The organism is Mesorhizobium sp. M0478 (genome assembly GCF_040321305.1).
Lineage (GTDB): Bacteria > Pseudomonadota > Alphaproteobacteria > Rhizobiales > Rhizobiaceae > Mesorhizobium.
This window is the reverse complement of record NZ_JAMYRH010000005.1, coordinates 212,172-225,347: the sequence shown is the minus strand read 5'-3', so window position 1 is coordinate 225,347 and position 13,176 is coordinate 212,172. Positions and strand designations below refer to the sequence as shown.

The window sequence follows — 13,176 nt, the reverse complement described above, 5'->3', positions numbered from 1 at the left end:
GTCGATCTCACGCGGTCATCGGCGGCCTATCGGATGGCAACAATCATCGCACAGCAGAGGCTGATCTTGCTTCATCCCAACGGTTGCAGGAACAGCACTAAACTAGACGCGAGCTTTTTACTCGTATATCGAAAGTGGTTGGATGGAAGCCAGGAAAGACAGCACTTGAAGGGACAGCCTGTTGTGTCGGAGTTTCCCAGACGAGAAGGGAGATCGCCAGCTTCGGCGCAAGAGATGCCTAACGGAAATGGGAAACGAAGATCGGGGAATCCTCCTCCCGGGAAGCCGCGATCCCTTGGACGCCACGGGGTGCAGGCCCCTAAGCGCCAACCGCTCGCGCACCTGCAGCCGGCGCGAAGGCTCGGCGTGGTGGAGGTGGACGGCAAACGTATCCCACGGCGGCGCAATGCCGATCTGCATCAGGATCCGCCCGATCTCGCCGCGGTGATAGCCGCCATGCGTGACGACATGTGTCAGCATTTCCTGGCGTGACATCATCGCCCTGTCGCCGTCGGTGAAGGTGAAAGCCACAGGCTCTGACATGAGCTTTGGCGAGACGGCTTCGATATAGTCGAGATACCAACGATCCATCGCAGCGACATCAGCGCTCAATTCATCGAGTGCCGGTGTGTCCTCGGTGTTGTTGGACGCATAGCCATGACGCGTGCCGGAAAGATGCGCGGCGAATATCTTCGATACGACAAGGTTGTGGTTGATGAGACGGGTCGCCGTGTGGCTCTGATCGATATGCTCCTGCTGGTCGAGGCCCGCAAGCTTCTCCAGCAATTCACCGTTCGCCCAGGCTTGATAAACGAAGAGGCTGCGGAGCAAATCCAGCGCGTCCATGGTCTATATCCTTTGCAAAAAATGTGAGTATGTTATCTATATTCTTGGCTGCTGGAGCAGACATGTCTACTCGCATTGCAAAGCCGCGCTCACGCATGCGCAAGCAGCCGCGCCAGGCGCGTTCGAGAGCGACGGTCGAGGCGCTCATCGAAGCCGGTGCTCATGTTCTGAGCGCGCTCGGCTGGGCCGGCTTCACCACCAACAAGGTGGCCGATGCGGCCGGCGTCAGCATCGGCTCGCTCTATCAATATTTTCCCGACAAGCTGTCGCTGGTCGAAGCAATTCGCCGGCGACATTTCGATCAGGTGCTGTCGGTGATCGCCGAATCAGCAGAAGGCGACAAGCCGCTCAAGCGATTCGCGCAGGAGCTGGTGCGCGGCATGATCGATGCGCACAGCATCCATCCGACGCTGCATCAGGTGCTGCTCGACGAGGCGCCGGGCGATCGCGGCTCACGCGCCGCCCATGCCTCGTTCCAGTCGCGCTATCTGGATCACTACACGGCGGCGGTGGCGCAATATCGCAGGCGCAGAAAGGACAATGAGACCGTGGCCCGGGTGCTGTCCTCAGCGGTCGAGGGCGTCATCCACAATGCCGCGCGGCGAGACATGCTCGACGCGCCGGAACTGCAGAAGCAGTTGGTCGAGCTGATCTGCGCTTACGTATCTGGTGGGAAGGCGGTGTGAGGCAGCGGCAGCAGTTCGGAGATTGGCGAATCCGGAGCGACATCAGATCTCCCCCTTGCGGGGAGATGGCAGGTTCAACGGCGGTTCTTATCCGACCTTAGCGCAGGACGCGGCAGCGGCCGTTGTAGACCATCCAGCGGTCGAAGCCCGAGACGCAGAATTCGACATTGTCGCCGATCGAGGCAAAACCCTGGCCTTCCTCGATCAAGTACCAGATGGTGCGGGCGCGGCCATCGGAAAGGCTGACGGTGGCGCCGCAATAGCGGCGGCCGATCGGCCATTCTTCGCTGGCCGGGAGATAGCGATGCTGGTGGATGCGTTGAAAATCGGTGATCGAAACATCCGGCAGATGCGGCACGTGATGCACCTGGTAGGAGAAGCGGCTGGAGATCTTGCTTAGCACCCATGCCTCGCCGCAAACGCCGCTGTCCTCGTCGGAATAGACGGAAAGGTCGGCGGCCTGTGCTGGCTGGCCAAGGGGTGCGGCCAGCGGCGTGCAAAGCGAAATCAGGGCAGCAAGAGCGGATTTGGCAAAGCGAGTCATGGCAGCCTCTCAAAGGTCGACTGCGCCCACTTTGCGGATTCGGCGGCGCGCGGTCAAGCGGTCGCCCTGACGATGGTTTCCCGCTCCGCAACCGGTTTTGCCGGTGCGAAGCTGCGAAACCACGTCCTGACCTTCGAAAAAGCTCGCCTTGCCCATTAGGAAAAGCGGCCTGCCCATGGCCGGCGGGCCGCCGAAACCCGGTTCAGCCTTGCTTGGCGTCGCCCTGCGGTATGGCGGCCGGGTCCATCCACATCGCTTCCCAGACGTGGCCGTCAGGATCGGCCAGGCTGCGATTGTACATGAAGCCATAATCCTGCTGGGCGTTGATGTCGGCGGCGCCGCCATTTTTCGCCGCCGCCTCGTTCATCGCATCGACCGCCGCGCGGCTGTCGCAGGACACGGCAAGCATGACCTCGCTCGAGGTGGCCGGCGGGATGGGGCGATCGGTGAACTGACGCCATTTGGCATGGGTGAGCAGCATGACGTTGATCGTTTCGCTCAGCACCATGCAGGCTGCGGTGTCGTCGGTGAAGTGCGGGTTGTTGTCGAAACCGAGAGCTTTGTAGAAGGCCATCGACGCAGCGAGGTCGGCGACGGGCAAGTTGACGAAGATCATACGGGGCATAGCGTCTCCTTGACAGTACACAGTTGAAACCGGACCGGCGTTGCGCCGGACCATCCTCCGATGCCTTCTCTCAACGCACCGGTTTTGCTTTGCCGCGCACCCTCTCGGTCTGCGCCTTCTGCATCGCTTCGACCTCTTGATAAGCCGAGCAAAAACTGCATCTCGGCCGCCGAATATTTCTCCAGCAATGCGTCGCCCGCCTCGAGGATCGGATGGTAGCAGCGCCGGACGAGTTCCTCGGTGCCCGCCGCGACCATGACCTTGCGCCTGTCATCGGGATCCGGCTGGCGGCTGACGAAGCCGCGCTTTTCCAGCCGGTCAATCAACGTCGTAACCGCCGCCGGCGTGAGATTTGTCTCCCTCGCTACGACGTTTGCCGGCCGCGGGCCGTGACTGATCGCGCCGAGACAGCGGCGCTCGGCAGCGCTCAGCACATAGATTTCGGCAACGGTCCCATCGAACGTTTCAACGGCATCCTGCCAGCGCGACATCGCGAAGCCTATCGCGTTGACCCGTTCCTTTTTTGTCGATCTTGGCTTCGATTCGAAATCTAATAATTAGACATCTATCTATCTGATTCTGGGATTAGCGTCAACGCCAAGCCGATTAGATGTGCATCTCCATGGTTTCGGTTCGTTGAACACAGCTGAGCATTCGCGGATGGCGCCACCGTCAAAACTTCTAGCGACTTTGTGTCTTTGCCGCGGGCGTCGCCCGCTGCGAAGCGTCGCTACTCCCCGGCCAGCCATTCCAGCGACCAGTGCGCCGGCTTTTCGACCGCCAGCAATCTGTGCAGGACCGGCAGCACGATGCGCAGTTCGCGCTCCAGCGTGAAGGGCGGGTTGACCACCACCATGCCGCTGCCGTCGAGGCTTGGTTCACGCGATGCCGGCCGGATCTCGAACTCGATGTCGAGCAGTTTTGGAACGCCGGATTGCTTGAGCGCCTTGCGGAAGGCGATGATCGCTTTGCGGTCCTTGATCGGATACCACAGCGCGTAGATGCCACCCGGCCAGCGCCTGTGCGCTTTCTGCATTCCGTCGACCAGGCGGTCGAATTCGCCGGCTTCTTCGAACGGCGGATCGATCAGCACCAGGCCGCGCTTTTCCTTTGGCGGCAGATGCGCGCCAAGCGCCAGCCAGCCGTCGAGTTCGATCACCCTTGTCTGGAAATCGCCGGCAAACAGCGTCTTCAGCCTGGCAGCATCTGCGTCGTGCAATTCGATCGCCGACAACCGGTCCTGCTTTCGCATGAGGTACCTGGCGATCAATGGCGAGCCCGGATATTTCTTCACCCCGCCATCGGGATTGAGCGAACGCACCGCTTCAAGATAGGGGGCAAGCAGCGCAGCCGCCGATTTTTCGATCGGGGCGTGGATGAGGCGGCCGATGCCGCCTTGCCATTCGCCGGTCTTTTGCGCTTCCGCCGACGAAAGATCGTAGCGGCCAATGCCGGCATGAGTGTCGACGACACGGAACGCCTTGTCCTTTTGCTTCAGATAGTCGAGCAGAAGGCTGAGCACGACATGCTTGACGACGTCGGCGAAATTGCCGGCGTGATAGGCGTGACGGTAGTTCATGCTGCGCTCATGTCGAGGAGCCTCTGCCCCAACGCGGCGGTGGCGGCTTCGAGTTCGGGTTCTCCGGCCGGCGACCGCCGAAAGCCAGAGTAAGCAGGAAGCCGATCAGGCCGACGGCCATCAGCCCATAGCCAACCGGCCGTGCGCGTTGATCGATCTCACCGGCGCCGGAGCGCAGTATCAGATCCACTGCGCGTATCGGGATATCGTCGGCGTCGCCCGGGCCGGCGGTGAAGAGATAGGCGCCTGGACTGACGGTTTCGATCACGCCGGCCTCGTCGCGAAAGATCTTGTCGGGCAGTTGCGGGCTGACCTGGCGCGGATTGTCGGCGTGGTTGAATTGCAGCGTCGAGGCAAGCACCGTGCGCCCGGCTGTGGCGGCAGTCAGCGTCAGCACGGTGCGCTGCTGCGAGACAATGCGCTCGGCCTTTGCCGTCAGGTCGACCAGCACTCTGACCGGCGCGTCGCCAGCTTTCAGCGTCACCGTCACAGGCCTAAACCGTCCCTGGTCGTAGACGCGCCAGGTGCCGATCTCGTGGCCGGAGAAATTGCTCATGGCCCAGGGATAGACGAAGCCAATGGCGGCGCCGGCAAGCAGTATCAGGACAAACAGAAAGCGCATTGAGGAGATCCGGGTGTTCGACAGATTGCCAATAACGCCCCGAAGGCCAAAAAGCGATGGCTGACGCAGCGGAGCCACCTTTGTGGAGTGCGTTGGCGGCACGCAAGCCATGTGGCACTTATGGCGAATGAAGCCTTCCGCAGAAGCATCGACTCGTCTTTTCCAACCGATGCCGGTGGCTCATGCCCAATAGCACCGTGCTGATCACCGGTGCCCGCGCGCCGGTGGCGCTGCACCTGGCGCGGCTGCTGCATGGCGCCGGTCGCCGGGTGATCCTGGCCGACAGCCCGGCCCGGCCGATCGCCGCAGCGAGCACGGCCTGCGCCGCCTACCATCGCCTGCCGCCGCCGCGCTTTGCCGCCGACGCCTATGCCAAGGCGGTGGAAGCGCTTGTCCGCGCGGAAGGCATCGAACTCGTTATCCCGACCTGCGAGGAAGTCTTTTATCTCGGTCGTCTCTGGCAGCACCGCGCCATGCCGGCCCGCCTCTTCGCACCCGAGATGGCGATGCTCGCCCGCGTTCACGACAAGCATGCCTTCATCCGGCTGGCGCAGAGCCTTGGGCTCGACGTGCCGGAAACGATACTGCTGCAAAGCGAGGCCGATCTCGACGGCGTTCGTGGCCAATCGCGCGAATTGGTGTTCAAACCTGTGTGGTCACGTTTTGCCCGTGACGTACTGCTGCGGCCATCGCCGGACGAACTCGACGCCGTCCGCCCCTCGCCCGCCGCTCCTTGGGTGGCGCAGCGCTACGTCGCCGGTGAAGAGATCAGCGCCTATGCGGTGGCGATCGAGGGTGAACTCAAAGCGCTGGCGCTCTACCGTTCGCTCTATCGCGCCGGCAAGGGCGCCGGCATCTGTTTCGAGCCGGTCGAGGATATCGCGGCGCGGCGCTTCGTCGAAACCTTCGTCGCCGGCGCCGGCTGGACCGGCCAGATATCCTTCGACCTGATGCGCGAGAACAACGGCAGGGTGCTGCCACTGGAGTGCAATCCGCGCGCCGTGAGCGGCCTGCACTTCTTTCGCGATCCGCGGCGCTTCGCCGACGCGGTCCTGGAGGATGGCGCCGAGGTGAAGCCCGACGTGACGGCGCCGCAGACGGTGAGGCTTGCGATGTGGATCTACGGGATGCCGGCGGCACTGCGCTCCGGTGGTCTCGGCAGCTTTCGCCAGGCGATGCACGATGCCGATGAGCTGCTCGACTGGCCGGGCGACCCCGCGCCGAAGCGGGCGCAGTGGCGCACGCTGGCCGAGATCGCCGGCACAGCACTGCGCCAGCGCATCAGCCTTCAGGCTGCGTCGACGCGCGATATCGAGTGGAATGGGCCGGAGCAGGACTAGTCGAGTTGAAGCGGAACTTCCCGTTTTCAGCTGAGTGCGTAAGTCCTGCTAAGGTTGCCTAAACGGGATTAACTGGCTTTGCGGACAATTGCAGGCCAAGCGCCTTGGTTACGCCCAGCAATGTACTGAGGCGCGGATCGCCCTTTTCGCTCAGCGCCTTGTAGAGTGCCTCTCGGGTCACGCCGGCGTCCTTCGCTATGCTTGTCATGCCGCGGGCGCGCGCGACAATGCCGAGGGCGTGCGCAATATAAGTCGCGTCCCCGGTCTCGAACGCATCAGCGAGCAGTTCGGCTTGAGACTCAGCATCATCAAGATATTCGGCGGCGTCGAATGGTGTGGTTCTGAGGGTCATATCAAACTTCCTTTGCCATTTTCCTGGCTTTTCCGATGTCCCTGTCCTGCGAGCCTTTGTCACCGCCGCAGAGCAGGATAATGACCGTGTTGCCGCGCCGGACGAAGTACACGCGGTATCCCGGACCGTAATCTACGCGCAATTCTCCTATGCCATCGAAGAACTTGGCGTCTCCCGCCAGCCCAGCCTGAACGCGGACAATCCGTTGGGTGATCTTCTTTACGGCGCGAATGTCCGTGAGCCCTCTGAGCCATTTTCGGAATTCGTCAGTGGATCGAACTTCGATCATCCGTGAACTATAATTTACAGCAGAACTGGAATCAAGTGCCGTGAATTACAGCTCGATTTGGTGCACCCGCGGCTCTGCCGCCGCCGGTGGCATCTTGCCGTCGATGATCGCCGCTATGTCGCGGCGCAGGAAATCCAGCGGGCCGATCGCCGGCTGAACCTGCGGCGATATACGGGCGTTGTCGCTGGCCGATTTCAGCACACGGCGATCCTGCTGCAGGGCAAAGGCAAAGAGCGGCCGGAAAGCAAGCGCCTTGAGTTCGCCGAACAGGCCCTGTCGCGGGCCGATCAGCCAGCCGACGCCTTCGACGGTCCGTTCGTCCGCCTGACGCAAATGGAAAGTGGTCGCCAGCGCCAAGCCGCCCTTGCCCCAATATTCGAGTTCGACGATGCCGGGATGGCGGTAGCGGCCGATGGTCCTGGCGCGCTCGCCTTCCAGCAGCCGGCTGACCAGCCCCTGTTGGCGGTCCTCGCCGGTGTAGCAGCTTTCGACCCAGCCCTTGCCGCCGGTCACCTCGACGCGCACGAGATGGCGCTTTGCGGTCAGGCCGCGCAGCACACCCTTGTGGGTGAAGTGGGTGTGAGTGGCGTCGAGAATGTTCTCGGCGGCGTCGAGCACCGTCGATCGCGCCGAGCTTCGCACCCGCTTCACGACGACATCCTTGCCTTGCATGCAATGGAGATAGGGCTCGCCCTCAGGCGTGCCTGCCGAGACGAAGACGACGCCGTCGCGCTCGATCGCGCTGTAGCGGCGGACACGGTAATGCGGGACGTCGCCGACATGGCCGGGAATGGCGGTGCAGCGCCCTTCCCCATTGTAGCGCCAGCCATGATAGGGACATTCGATCTCGCCACCGACGACCTTGCCGGTCGAGAGTTCGACCAGGCGGTGAGCGCAGCGGTCGAAGAGGGCTGCAATCCCCTGCGCCGAGCGGAACAGCACCAGTGGCGCGCCGTCGAACAGGATGCGCTTCGGCTTGGCTTTGATATCGGCAGACCGCATCACCGCCTGCCAATAGTCTTTGTCTTTCTGCTGCCGGGTGTCGCTCAAAGTTCAAATCTCCTGAGCAGGGGAATGCCGATCTTCGCGAGCACAAATTCCATGATCCGCACCGCCATGCGTTGGCGGCGCGGCAGATGGGCAGCATAGACGGCGTTGTATTCCACCGTCGCCACGGCGCCGCGCAAGCGTTTGAAGGCGGCGGCACCGGCGCTCATGTTGAAGAACAGGCTGTGCGCCATCGCATGATCCTGCGCCAGCGCCATCATCATGCGGTAAAGGCCTTCGCTCACCCGGAGGCCGGTGTCGTAGCCGACGATGGGCTGCGTCAATGTCCTGCCGTTCTGAGACAAAGCGGCGACGGCGACCAGTTCACCGCCGGGACGACGCAGGCCTGCCAGTTGCAGGATGCCGCGACGGTGCGTCTCGCCGATATAGCGGGCCGTGTAGTGCGGGTTGAGCGGCGTGTATTTGTCGAGATAGAGCATCCGGTAGAGCGCTTCGGCGCGCGCATAGTCGGCCTCGGTGAAGTCGCCATTGCCGACCTGCTCGAAAGGCGTCGTGGGCAGCCGCTTGCGGTCGCGCTTCATGTCGTTGGTCATGGCCGAACCGTCGCCTGCGAAGATGTAGATCTGCCGCGCCGCCAGCATTCGAAAACCCTCCGCCTTCAGCGCTGCGATTGTCGAGGGATCGGCGATCTCGTTCAGGGAGCGGATGAGAACAGCGCGATCGGGAAAACGCGCGGTGAGATCGTCGCGCATCGCCGCGACCGCGTTGCGATCGAGCAGCGGCACCGGATTGGTCGAATAGAGCCAGTTGTTGACCTGAACCTGATGGTCGAGGCCGCTCATCCTGACCAGCGGCGCGCACAGGCCGATCAGCATCCGCATCGTTTTTTGCAGCAAGGGCGAGGAGACGAAATTGCGGGTCTCGTCGATGGCATAGTCGATATAGGCGCTGGACGGGCAGCAGATGTAGCAGTTCGGCGCTTCGCTTCTGTCGTTCAGCGTCAGCGGAAAGGAGCGGCCGGCGATCTCGAAGGTTTCGACAGCCACTGTCAGATTGCGCACGAGGTCGCGCACCGGCACCTCGTTGAATAGCTGAACGAAGGCTTCGACCTCACGCGGGTTGTTTTCAACCTGGTCCACTTGAGCGACCGGCAATGCGGCAGGCCGATTCACGTCCTCATCCCCAGTCGGCATTCTACACGGCGCAGTTTACGGCTGGTCTCCAGCGGCAGGCTCTTGCGCAGGAGGCTGACTCTCACCGTCGCCTGGCGCGCGGCCAGTAGCGTTCGCACGGCTGCATGCGCGGCAGTGGCGGCTTCGTCGGCGAGCTCGGGCGCAAGGCTAAGTTCGATGACGTCGGCAGCGGTCTGGACCAGGCGGAAATCGTCGATGCGCCGGTCGGCCTTGAGCACCGCATTGCGTAGTATGTCGGGCGTGACGAGGAGCTGCCCGTGCGGCGAGGCGAGCCGGAAAGCGTCGTCCATGCGGCCGACGATCTCGTCCAGCGTGCGCAGCGGCGAGCCGCAGCGGCATGGCTTTTCGGACAGCCGCAGCAAGTCGTTCATCCGGTAGCGCGCCATGATCTGGGTCCGGCGGCGAAAGGCGGTGATCAGCGGCATGACCAGGCCGTCGCCGGCCGGTTCGAACTCGAAGAACACCGAATCCTCGGCCAGATGCAGCCCGCCCTGGCGGCAGGTGACGGCGAACAGCCCTTCGGTCGCCATGTAGATCTGGTCGACCTCACCACCAAAGAATGCCTCGATGACCGGCCGGTCAACCGGGTCGAGCGTTTCGGCGGCGCTGAAGACACGCTGCGGCTTGAGCCGAAAGCCCTCGGCCGCGAAGTGCCGCAGTATCTTCGGTGGCGCGATGATCACCGTCGGCGCGAAATCTTCGAGAGCGCCGCGCCAGCTCTCCGGACCGCGCGTCAGATCGAAGAAGCGCAGGTCGATACGCCGCGATTTGCGCGCGCTATCGTAGAGCCCGGTGTTTTGCGGCAGGATCACCGCAACGCGCTGCCGGCGCCAGAGCAGATCGGGCACGGCTTTGGCCAGGATGGTGCCCAGCCAGCGGTATTTTTCCGCCTCGGAAATGACGAACAGGCCACGATTGCCCGACGTGCCGGTGCTGGAGCCGACAGTCAGCTCGCCAATGCGGCTATCGCCGGCCTGCGCCTTCCAGGCCTCGGCGGCCGAGACGCCATGAATGTTGAAGCGCTCGAAATTGCCCATCAGCGTCGCCTTGTCGGTCACCGGCAGATCGCCGAGATGACGCGGCGTCTTGCCGTAGAACGGCGCGCGCGGCAGGTCGCGGTCGAGAAAGCGGCGCAAGGCATGACCTTGCCAGCGTTCGAAATTCTCACGGCTCTTGCGCGAGAGCCATTGCGTCAACACAAACGAACGGGCCGCTTCCGTCGGCCCGTTCATGCGCTCTCTCCGGCCAGATCGTAGGCCGTCACCGCCGGATCATGACAAAGAACAACCTCGCCGCCGGTCGCCAGAAACCGGCGCAACATTACGCTGGTCGGCTCGATCGCGGCGGCATCCTCGGCCAGCAGGGTTGCCGGCAGACCGGGAGTTCGGTTTTCGACAAGGGCCGCGAACAACCATTGCGCGTCGACGGCGTAGAGCAGCGGGCGCTCCAGATTTGGGAACGAAAGGCCGAACTGGCCATCGGCATGGCCGGGCAGACCGACTGCGATGACGCTGCCGTCGCCGAACAGATCGGCGCCGCCCGGTACGCCGCCACGCGGCTCGACCTGCCGCTTCGACGACAGCCCGTCGAGTCGGGCCTCGAAGTCAGACGGGAACAGTTCCTTGAAGACGCCATGGCGCAGATTCTGCAGGGAAGTCTTGGCCTTCGCCCGCGCCCAGGCGGTGTCATTGGCGATAAGCCGAGCGTTGGGAAACAGCGACAGGCCCGACATGTGGTCGGCATGGAAATGCGTGACGATGACGGTGCGCACATCCTGCAAAGACAGGCCGAAGCGCGCCAGTACCGCGAGCGGCTGCTCGGCTTCGTTGAGCTGGGGCCGGAGGATCGCACTGTAAAGACGCAGCGCCGTGCTGCGCCCACTGCCTTGTGTCACATGCGGCGTGTAGCCGGTGTCGATCAGGACGGGGCCGGCCCGCGGATGCATGATCAGGCCGTAGCGGACACGTAGCCTGACCTTCGCCCAGCTGCCGCCGCGCAGGATCAGGCGCTCGGCTGCGCCGACAGAGGCGCTGTTGGCGAAGACGATCTTCACGCTGCCCCCCTGCTTTCCATCGCCTTGCCGAATGTGCGATCGAGCCCTTCCTCGAACGACACTTTCGGCGCCCAGCCGAGGATGCGGCCTGCCTTGGAAAGATCGAGGCTCTGCGCATAGGCGAACAGGCCAAGACCGTAGCGCGTCACCGGCGGTTCCGGGCGGCCGGGCAATATATTCGCTACCGTCTCCGCTATCCCGGCCGCCAGCATGGCGGGCCAGAGCGGCATTCTGCGCCAGCGCGGCTGCACGCCGGCGCGGGCGCAGGCCGCCTCGGCAACGCGGCGGACCGGCACCACTTCGCCGCCGGAGATGTTGAATATCTGTCCCTCGGCAGCGCTGCCGGCGGACAGCGCGGCAAGCACCGCATCGACGACATCCTCTATATAAGTGAGATCGATGCGCGCCTTGCCGTCGCGAAACAGCGGCAGCGGGCGCTGCCGTGCCACCTGCAGCAGACGCGGCAGCAGCGTGCGGTCGCCGGGACCGTAGAGGCCGCGCGGCCGCAGCACCACCGGGCTGATCTCAGGCGCCGCCAGCACGATCTCCTCGGCCTGCCGCTTGGTGCGGGCATAGTGGTTGACCGGAGGGGGCAAGGCCGCATTCTCGGAAACTCCGAGCTGGTCGCGATAGGCGAAACAGACCGTCGGGCTGGAGATATGGACGAAGCGGCGCACGCCTTGCCCGCGCGCGAAATCGCTGAGGTTGCGGGTAGCTGTGACATTTGCCGTCTGGAAATCCGCCAACCTGCCGAAGGGCGCGGAAAGTGCCGCGCAGTGGATGATCGCATCGACGCCGTCGAGAGCGCGCGCGGCAGCTGCATCGAATGGTTGAGACAAATCGAGCCGAACGACCCGATGACCAGCGGCTTCGAGCGCCGCGCAGCGTTTGGCGTCCCTGCCAAGACCCAGCGCCGGTGTGCCCAGTGCAGCCAGCCGCGCCATGACATGCGCGCCGAGGAAGCCGCTAGCGCCGGTGACGAGGACGCGTCCCACGGTCATGCTTCCAGCGCCATGCCGCCGAACGACACGCCGGCCGAGGTGCCGAGGAACAGCACTTTGGCGCCGGGCACAATGCGTTGTTCGCGGCGCGCGACGTCGAGCGCAAAGGGGATGGAAGCGGCGATCTGATTGCCGTAGCGCGCCGCGATGTCGACGAGCTTTTCCCTGGCGAAGCCCGTCTGGCGCGCCATGTGGGCGAGCGCGAAAGGGCTTGCCTGATGCGGCACGACGAGGTCGACATCGTCGTGCCGCCAGCCGGCGCGATCGAGCAACTCCGCTACAAAGCCGTTGAAATGGCGTGACGTGACGCGAAACAGTTCCTTACCCTCCATGTGGAACAGGCTGTGGCGGGCAAATTCCTCAGGCTCACGATGAAAGTCGAACCGGGTGCCGCCGGAGCCGATGCTGCAGGCCGCATAGGCGGAAGGGTAGGTGCGCATCAGGTTGGCCGCGACTCGACCCTCGGCAGGGGCTGCCTGTTGCAGCACGGCGGCCGCCGCGCCATCGCCGAAGAGGGCCGCAATTTCCGGCTGGTCCTGCCACGGCAGCGCGCGCGAGGCGATTTCAGACGAGAACACCAGCGCCGTCCGGCATTGCCCGGCCTCGATCAGGCGCGACGCGGTCTCGAAGGCTGTGAGGAAGCCCAGGCAGGTGCTGTTGACGTCGAAAGCGGCCGCCGACCCATCGGCAAGGCCGAGGCGCTGCATGACCAGCGGCGCCGTCGACGGCAACGGCTGGTAAGGCACGCCGCAACCGCCGATGACCAGATCGACACTGCCTGCCTCAAGTTCGGCATCGGCAAGCGCCAGACGGGCTGCGGCACAAGCAAGGTCGACCTGCGATTCGGCGTCGCAGACATAGCGTTCGATGACGCCGGTCGCGGCCTCGAAATGTCCATCGCCAAACCCCAGCCGCGCATCGAGGGCGCGCGACGTCACGCATCGAGCCGGCACGGCCCGCCCGGTTCCGATGATCCTGATCCGCATTCTCAGCCCGCCCAATGAGCCTGCATCCAGTCAATCCATAAAACGGATCCAA

At 63.8% G+C, this 13,176-nt stretch carries 16 protein-coding genes; 2 read left to right on the top strand and 14 right to left on the bottom strand.

Translation table 11 applies throughout. The annotated features are described in order from the left end of the window. Positions 1-117 precede the first annotated feature (117 nt). A complete protein-coding gene (locus tag NKI64_RS14710) occupies positions 118-846 on the bottom strand; it encodes a DinB family protein (RefSeq protein ID WP_023742330.1) in 729 nt (242 codons plus the stop codon). Positions 847-908: 62 nt separating this feature from the next. On the opposite strand from NKI64_RS14710, the gene NKI64_RS14705 reads away from it, so the two are divergent. Next, on the top strand, positions 909-1,532 hold the full coding sequence (locus NKI64_RS14705; protein WP_031198064.1) for a TetR family transcriptional regulator: 624 nt from the start codon (positions 909-911) through the stop codon (positions 1,530-1,532). A gap of 97 nt (positions 1,533-1,629) precedes the next feature. On the opposite strand, the gene NKI64_RS14700 is transcribed toward NKI64_RS14705, so the two are convergent. The 5 genes from NKI64_RS14700 to NKI64_RS14680 form a co-directional block, all read right to left on the bottom strand. Next, a complete protein-coding gene (locus NKI64_RS14700; RefSeq protein ID WP_023673457.1) occupies positions 1,630-2,076 on the bottom strand; it encodes a hypothetical protein in 447 nt (148 codons plus the stop codon). Positions 2,077-2,278: 202 nt separating this feature from the next. Further along, on the bottom strand, positions 2,279-2,701 hold the full coding sequence (locus tag NKI64_RS14695; protein ID WP_023684718.1) for a VOC family protein: 423 nt from the start codon (positions 2,699-2,701) through the stop codon (positions 2,279-2,281). Further along, positions 2,689-3,192 carry a MarR family winged helix-turn-helix transcriptional regulator gene (locus tag NKI64_RS14690; RefSeq protein WP_023705343.1) on the bottom strand — a complete coding sequence of 168 codons (504 nt, stop codon included), beginning with the start codon at positions 3,190-3,192 and terminating at the stop codon, positions 2,689-2,691. Before NKI64_RS14690 ends, NKI64_RS14695 begins: the two co-directional genes overlap by 13 nt. Before the next feature lie 239 nt (positions 3,193-3,431). Next, a complete protein-coding gene (locus NKI64_RS14685) occupies positions 3,432-4,280 on the bottom strand; it encodes a 23S rRNA (adenine(2030)-N(6))-methyltransferase RlmJ (protein ID WP_023705344.1) in 849 nt (282 codons plus the stop codon). Positions 4,281-4,287: 7 nt separating this feature from the next. Beyond that, positions 4,288-4,902: a hypothetical protein gene (locus tag NKI64_RS14680; protein ID WP_023684715.1), complete on the bottom strand. Its 615-nt coding sequence runs from the start codon at positions 4,900-4,902 to the stop codon at positions 4,288-4,290. 182 nt (positions 4,903-5,084) lie between these two features. Between NKI64_RS14680 and NKI64_RS14675 the strand changes: the two genes are divergently transcribed. Continuing rightward, the gene (locus NKI64_RS14675) at positions 5,085-6,242 is read left to right on the top strand and encodes an ATP-grasp domain-containing protein (protein WP_027048820.1); all 1,158 of its coding nucleotides are present in this window, start codon (positions 5,085-5,087) and stop codon (positions 6,240-6,242) included. A 58-nt stretch (positions 6,243-6,300) separates the two neighbouring features. Here NKI64_RS14675 and NKI64_RS14670 read toward each other — a convergent pair whose 3' ends face one another. The 8 genes from NKI64_RS14670 to NKI64_RS14635 are packed head-to-tail and all read right to left on the bottom strand — an operon-like array spanning position 6,301 to position 13,076. After that, positions 6,301-6,594, bottom strand: coding sequence for an addiction module antidote protein (locus NKI64_RS14670; RefSeq protein ID WP_023672747.1), 294 nt, complete (start codon positions 6,592-6,594; stop codon positions 6,301-6,303). 1 nt (position 6,595) lies between these two features. After that, positions 6,596-6,883, bottom strand: a complete 288-nt coding sequence (locus NKI64_RS14665; RefSeq protein WP_023727340.1) for a type II toxin-antitoxin system RelE/ParE family toxin — start codon at positions 6,881-6,883, stop codon at positions 6,596-6,598. Between the two features lie 45 nt (positions 6,884-6,928). Continuing rightward, complete coding sequence (locus NKI64_RS14660) at positions 6,929-7,933, bottom strand: Rieske 2Fe-2S domain-containing protein (RefSeq protein ID WP_023824134.1); 1,005 nt, start codon at positions 7,931-7,933, stop codon at positions 6,929-6,931. Next, complete coding sequence (locus tag NKI64_RS14655) at positions 7,930-9,063, bottom strand: GNAT family N-acetyltransferase (protein ID WP_050588442.1); 1,134 nt, start codon at positions 9,061-9,063, stop codon at positions 7,930-7,932. Before NKI64_RS14655 ends, NKI64_RS14660 begins: the two co-directional genes overlap by 4 nt. Then, positions 9,060-10,316 carry a F390 synthetase-related protein gene (locus NKI64_RS14650; RefSeq protein WP_352668487.1) on the bottom strand — a complete coding sequence of 419 codons (1,257 nt, stop codon included), beginning with the start codon at positions 10,314-10,316 and terminating at the stop codon, positions 9,060-9,062. The genes NKI64_RS14655 and NKI64_RS14650 overlap by 4 nt, the downstream gene beginning before the upstream one ends. Further along, entirely contained in the window at positions 10,313-11,137 is an 825-nt protein-coding gene (locus NKI64_RS14645) for an MBL fold metallo-hydrolase (RefSeq protein ID WP_023715074.1), read from the bottom strand. The genes NKI64_RS14650 and NKI64_RS14645 overlap by 4 nt, the downstream gene beginning before the upstream one ends. Next, entirely contained in the window at positions 11,134-12,138 is a 1,005-nt protein-coding gene (locus tag NKI64_RS14640) for an NAD-dependent epimerase/dehydratase family protein (protein WP_023685698.1), read from the bottom strand. The genes NKI64_RS14645 and NKI64_RS14640 overlap by 4 nt, the downstream gene beginning before the upstream one ends. After that, positions 12,135-13,076: a 3-oxoacyl-[acyl-carrier-protein] synthase III C-terminal domain-containing protein gene (locus tag NKI64_RS14635; protein WP_245263167.1), complete on the bottom strand. Its 942-nt coding sequence runs from the start codon at positions 13,074-13,076 to the stop codon at positions 12,135-12,137. Before NKI64_RS14635 ends, NKI64_RS14640 begins: the two co-directional genes overlap by 4 nt. Positions 13,077-13,176 lie beyond the last annotated feature (100 nt).

Excerpts from the sequence above, each read along its gene's own strand:
- NKI64_RS14710 (WP_023742330.1), bottom strand. The coding sequence starts at position 846 with ATGGACGCGCTGGATTTGCTCCGCAGCCTCTTCGTTTATCAAGCCTGG.
- NKI64_RS14705 (WP_031198064.1), top strand. The coding sequence starts at position 909 with ATGTCTACTCGCATTGCAAAGCCGCGCTCACGCATGCGCAAGCAGCCG.
- NKI64_RS14700 (WP_023673457.1), bottom strand. The coding sequence starts at position 2,076 with ATGACTCGCTTTGCCAAATCCGCTCTTGCTGCCCTGATTTCGCTTTGC.
- NKI64_RS14695 (WP_023684718.1), bottom strand. The coding sequence starts at position 2,701 with ATGCCCCGTATGATCTTCGTCAACTTGCCCGTCGCCGACCTCGCTGCG.
- NKI64_RS14690 (WP_023705343.1), bottom strand. The coding sequence starts at position 3,192 with ATGTCGCGCTGGCAGGATGCCGTTGAAACGTTCGATGGGACCGTTGCC.
- NKI64_RS14685 (WP_023705344.1), bottom strand. The coding sequence starts at position 4,280 with ATGAACTACCGTCACGCCTATCACGCCGGCAATTTCGCCGACGTCGTC.
- NKI64_RS14680 (WP_023684715.1), bottom strand. The coding sequence starts at position 4,902 with ATGCGCTTTCTGTTTGTCCTGATACTGCTTGCCGGCGCCGCCATTGGC.
- NKI64_RS14675 (WP_027048820.1), top strand. The coding sequence starts at position 5,085 with ATGCCCAATAGCACCGTGCTGATCACCGGTGCCCGCGCGCCGGTGGCG.
- NKI64_RS14670 (WP_023672747.1), bottom strand. The coding sequence starts at position 6,594 with ATGACCCTCAGAACCACACCATTCGACGCCGCCGAATATCTTGATGAT.
- NKI64_RS14665 (WP_023727340.1), bottom strand. The coding sequence starts at position 6,883 with ATGATCGAAGTTCGATCCACTGACGAATTCCGAAAATGGCTCAGAGGG.
- NKI64_RS14650 (WP_352668487.1), bottom strand. The coding sequence starts at position 10,316 with ATGAACGGGCCGACGGAAGCGGCCCGTTCGTTTGTGTTGACGCAATGG.
- NKI64_RS14640 (WP_023685698.1), bottom strand. The coding sequence starts at position 12,138 with ATGACCGTGGGACGCGTCCTCGTCACCGGCGCTAGCGGCTTCCTCGGC.